This is a genomic window from Phenylobacterium sp., assembly GCF_030693405.1.
Lineage (GTDB): Bacteria > Pseudomonadota > Alphaproteobacteria > Caulobacterales > Caulobacteraceae > Phenylobacterium.
The window spans coordinates 1-3769 of the sequence record NZ_JAUYAW010000013.1 but is presented as its reverse complement, the minus strand read 5'-3'; the positions used below and the strand labels follow the sequence as shown (position 1 = coordinate 3769).

At 65.6% G+C, this 3769-nt stretch carries 2 protein-coding genes and 1 pseudogene; 1 reads left to right on the top strand and 2 read right to left on the bottom strand.

Annotated features, from left to right (window positions below; all coding sequences use genetic code 11):
- Positions 1 to 116: 116 nt before the first annotated feature.
- The gene (locus tag Q8N19_RS03175; RefSeq protein WP_305282682.1) at positions 117 to 1553 is read right to left on the bottom strand and encodes an aldehyde dehydrogenase family protein; all 1437 of its coding nucleotides are present in this window, start codon (positions 1551 to 1553) and stop codon (positions 117 to 119) included.
- 10 nt (positions 1554 to 1563) lie between these two features.
- Positions 1564 to 2655: a Zn-dependent alcohol dehydrogenase gene (locus tag Q8N19_RS03170; protein WP_304711681.1), complete on the bottom strand. Its 1092-nt coding sequence runs from the start codon at positions 2653 to 2655 to the stop codon at positions 1564 to 1566.
- 822 nt (positions 2656 to 3477) lie between these two features.
- Here Q8N19_RS03170 and Q8N19_RS03165 point away from each other — a divergent pair.
- Positions 3478 to 3769: pseudogene (locus Q8N19_RS03165) on the top strand (transposase family protein); the annotation flags it as partial.

The window sequence follows — 3769 nt, the reverse complement described above, 5'->3', positions numbered from 1 at the left end:
ATCATCGGCGTCTCCTCCTGGGGGGCGTCTTTTGGGGGGTCGTCGCGCTCTTGCCGGCGCAGTCACGAAAACGGCCCCCGACATCGCCGGGGGCCGCTGGTCTTTCGAGCCGAAGCCTACTCGGCGGCTTCCTTGGGCGCGTAGCCCATGACCGCCTTGACCTCCAGGAACTCGTGGAAGGCGAAGTCGCCCCACTCGCGCCCATTGCCGCTCATCTTGAAGCCGCCGAAGGGAGCGGTCATGTCCGACGCGCCGTTGATCGACACCTGGCCGGCGCGGAGCTTCGAAGCGACTTCGCGGGCCTTGGCCAGGTCGGCGCCGTTCACATAGGCCGCCAGGCCGTATTCGGTGTCGTTGCCGATGGCGATGGCCTGGTCGAGGCTCTCATAGCCGAGGATCGACAGGACGGGACCGAAGATCTCTTCCTTCGAGATGGTCATCTCCGGCTTCACATTGGCGAAGACGGTGGGCTTCACATAGTAGCCCTTGTCCAGGCCTTCGGGACGACCCGTCCCGCCAGCCACCAGGGTGGCGCCCTCGTCGATGCCCTTCTGGATCAGGTCCTGGATCTTGTCCCATTGGGTCTTGGAGACCACCGGGCCCAGCATGGCGTTGCCGGTGGGGTCGCCCACCGTCACCTGGGCGGCGGCTTCCTTGGCCACGGCGATCGCCTCGTCCATGCGCTTGGACGGGACGAGCATGCGGGTCGGGGCGTTACAGGACTGGCCGGAATTGGTCATGATCTGGCGCACGCCGCCGGCCACGCTCTTGGCGAAGACGTCGTCGTCCAGGACGATGTTCGGGCTCTTGCCGCCCAGTTCCTGGTGCACGCGCTTGACGGTCGGGGCGGCGTTCTTGGCCACCTCGATGCCGGCCCGGGTCGAACCGGTGAACGAGACCATGTCCACTTCCGGATGGGTCGAAAGCGGCACGCCGACGCCGAGGCCATCACCATGGACCATGTTGAACACGCCGGCCGGCACGCCGGCCTCGTGCATGATCTCGGCGAAGATCTGGCCGGTGAAGGGAGCGACCTCCGACGGCTTCAGCACCATGGTGCAGCCGGTGGCCAGCGCCGGGGCGACCTTGCACATGATCTGGTTCAGCGGCCAGTTCCAGGGCGTGATGAAGCTGCAGACGCCGATCGGCTCCTTGACGATCATCGTCGCGCCGCGGTCTTCCTCGAACTTGAAGTCCTTGAGGATGCCGATGGCGGTGGCCAGGTGGCCCATGCCGGCCGGCACCTGGGCGCGCTGGGCCAGCGAGGCCGGGGCGCCCATTTCCTCGGTGACGGCGTTGGCCAGATCGCCGAAGCGCTTCTGGTACTCGGCCAGCACCCGCTGCATGACGTCCAGCCGCTCTTCGCGGGTGGTCTGAGACCAGGTGGCGAAGGCCTTGCGCGCGGCCTTTACGGCCTTGTCCACATCGGCTTCGGCGCCGAGCGCGATCTTGCCGGCGACCTCTTCATTGGCGGGATTGATGACGTCCAGGGTCTTGAGCGCCACCGGCTCGACCCACTGGCCGTCGATATAGAGCTTCAGGTACTCGCGCATGGGCTCTCGCTTACTCGTTAGATGTGAACATGATGACCGAACGGGCCAGTTCGCCGCGCTTCATGTCAGCGAAGCCCTCGTTGACCTGCTCGAGCTTGATGCGCTGGGAGATCATCTGGTCGAGCTTTAGCTTGCCGTTCATGTAGAAGTCCACTAGGCGGGGCATGTCGATCGGGAAGCGGTTCGAGCCCATCATGGAACCCTGCAGCTTCTTCTCGCCCAGGAATGCGGCGCCCATCAGGGTGATGCTCTGGCCGACCGGGATCATGCCGATGATGTTGGCCGTGCCGCCGCGGCGCAGCATATTGAAGGCCTGCTCGGCGGTCTTGGACAGGCCGATGGCCTCGAAGGCGTGGTGCACCCCGCCCTTGGTCATTTCGAGCACTTCCTTGACCGCGTCGGTCTGGGAGGCGTCGATGAAGTCGGTTGCGCCGAACTCCATGGCCAAGTTGCCCTTGGCGGCGACCGTGTCGATGGCGATGATGCGGCCGGCGCCCGCGATGGCCGCCCCGTTGATCGCCGACAGGCCCACGCCGCCGCAGCCGATGACGGCCACGGTCTCCCCCGGACGGACGCTGGAGGTGTGCATTGCCGCGCCGACCCCCGTCATCACCGAGCAGCCGATCAGGGCGGCGCGGTCGAGCGGCATGTCCTTGCGGATCGCGACGCAGGCATGCTCGTGGATCAGCATGTATTCGGCGAAGGACGACAGATTCAGGAACTGGATCATCGGGCCGGCGGCGGTGGTCAGCCGGGGCTCTTCATCAGCGCCGCGCTTGGTATCGGGCGAGACGCAAAGTGAGAGGTGGCCCGTCAGGCAAGACTCGCAGTGACCGCAATAGGCCGAAAGGCAGGTGATAACATGGTCACCCACCTTCACGGTCCGGACTTCCGAGCCCACCTGCTCGACGATCCCGGCGCTCTCATGGCCCAGCACCGCCGGTAGCGGGTGTGGGTAGGAGCCTTCCATGAAGTGCAGATCGGAGTGGCACAGGCCCGCGGCCACGGTGCGGATCAGGACCTCATGGGGGCCTGGCTTGTTGATCTGGACATCTTCGATCTGAAGCGGCTTGCCCACTTCGCGCAGCACGGCGGCTTTCATACTGGCGTTCCCCGAACAGCGCCCGTCTTAGCGGGCGGATTATCGAAGTCCGGACATGGCCGAGACTTCCCGAGAGGCCAACCTTATCGCCGTTCACATGGCCTGCGCCAAGGGAAATTGGCGGCTCTCCTCAGGCAGTCGAAGGCGCAGCCGGTTTGAGCCGCAATAGGGTCATTCGTTTGGGCCAGGCCGCCGGCTATTTCGGCCAGCGCAGTCGGAAGTCACCCCGCGGCGGGGGGATACAACCCGCAAGTGTGGTCAACAGGTTCTCGGCGGATCCGTCGTTGAGGAAGTGGTCGGCGCCCGTCACCCGCTCGAACTGCATCGGCCGCCGCGTGCGGGTCTCGGCCACCAGGTTCTCGGCCAGCTCGATGGGCGCTAAATCGTCCTAGTTGCCGTGCACGACGGGGACCGGACCTTGATGTTCCACAGGGCCGCATGGCATGCTGTGTAGCTGGTCGGGCTGGTTGGTGACCTCCAAGACGGGATGGCGCACATCGCGGGTAATGATCTCCAGCATCCCGGCCCGACCTTCAGCAGCCGCGCGGCCGTCGGTCGGGGCTGGCGGTAATAGCCCGACAGCAGCACCAGGCCGGTCACCTTGCCGGGATTCGGGGGGCGGTCAGAGTGACGTGGCAGGTTGCTCAACCTGCATTCTTAGTTGACCCACTCTGTTCCTTAACGGGCGATCCCCATGCGTTGACGTTAGGGCCGCAGCATAGCGTTTCCGCTCGAGTTGATGGTCCGCAGCGTTGCGCAGCGCCGCGTCAATCTGCTGCTGGGTCGCGCGCGCCCGCGTCAGCGCTTCAAGCTCGGCGAGCGCCAGCGCCCGGGCCCAACGACGTCTGGGCCATGGACTTCCTGCCCGACCAGCTCTTCGACGGGCGCAAGATACGCATCCTGGCGATCATCGACACTTTCAGCCGGTTCTCGCCGGCGCTGGATCCCCGCTTCGCCTACAAGGCCTGCGACGTCGTCCGGACGCTCGAACTGGCCGGCAAAGCGGTGGGCTATCCACGGGTCATCCGCGTCGATAATGGCCCCGAATTTGTCTCCCGCGACCTTGATCTCTGGGCCTACCAGCGGGGCGTCATCCTGGACTTCAGCCGCCCTG